The sequence below is a fragment of the Mesorhizobium sp. M0598 genome, assembly GCF_040320865.1.
Taxonomy (GTDB): domain Bacteria; phylum Pseudomonadota; class Alphaproteobacteria; order Rhizobiales; family Rhizobiaceae; genus Mesorhizobium.
Map to the genome: position 1 here is coordinate 1 of NZ_JAMYQL010000115.1, position 825 is coordinate 825.

The 825-nt window shown below is 65.1% G+C and carries 1 pseudogene; it reads right to left on the reverse strand.

From position 1 onward, the window contains the following. Positions 1-114: 114 nt before the first annotated feature. Positions 115-825: pseudogene (locus tag NKI59_RS34985) on the reverse strand (IS5 family transposase); the annotation flags it as partial.

Below are 825 nucleotides of genomic sequence, written 5' to 3' on the forward strand. Positions count from 1 at the left end.
TGTCGGGTCCGATGGCGATGGTTGCGGGTCCACCGAGGTTCAGGTAACCGCGATCCCACAGATCGGCTTCGATGATCCGCCAGCGGCCGATCAGTTGGCAGCCCGCGGGCACGGTCATTTCGACGCCGCCAAGAGCTTGGGCAGCCGCACCAGATTGTAGGCGGCGGCCGCGAAGGTGAAGGCCCATCCAACGCGGTCGCGGCCGCGCAATTTGGTCTTCTCCTGCCCAGCGACGGTTTTGATCCAGCCGAACGCCTCTTCGATGCGCTTTCTGATGCGCTGGCTGACGGCATAGCCACCGTGGCGCGTGGTGCGGCGATCGATCGCTGAACGACGGCCATTCGTGTTCTGCGCTACGTGTGGTGTCACCTTCATCGAGCGCAACTCGTTGACGAAGTCCTCTGCGTCATAGGCCTTGTCGGCGCCGAGCGTGATCGCCCGCGGCCGGTCGGCACGGCACGAGGTTCGATCATGTGCAGGGCCGCCACCCGCTCGGCATGTCCGTCGGCCAGCGTCAGACAGGCTTCCACCAGCAGCCCGTGCGGTTCTCCATCAACCCATGTCCCATCAAGCACCACCTGGCCTCCTTGCCCCGCCCTTTGCGGTAGAGCCTGGCGTCGGGGTCGGTAGTCGAGGTATGCGTCTCGTTCGATCGCCTCTCGCCGTGGAAGGCCGCTTCCGCATTGCGTCCGCCGCCGTCTGCCGGCGGTTCGCCATGACCACCGCTTGGGCCGCCCTTTGGCTTGACGCTCTTCATCGAAGCCCAGGCCTCGATCAGCGTGCCGTCGACCGAGAAGTGATCCGTGGACAGGAGCTTCTTGACTT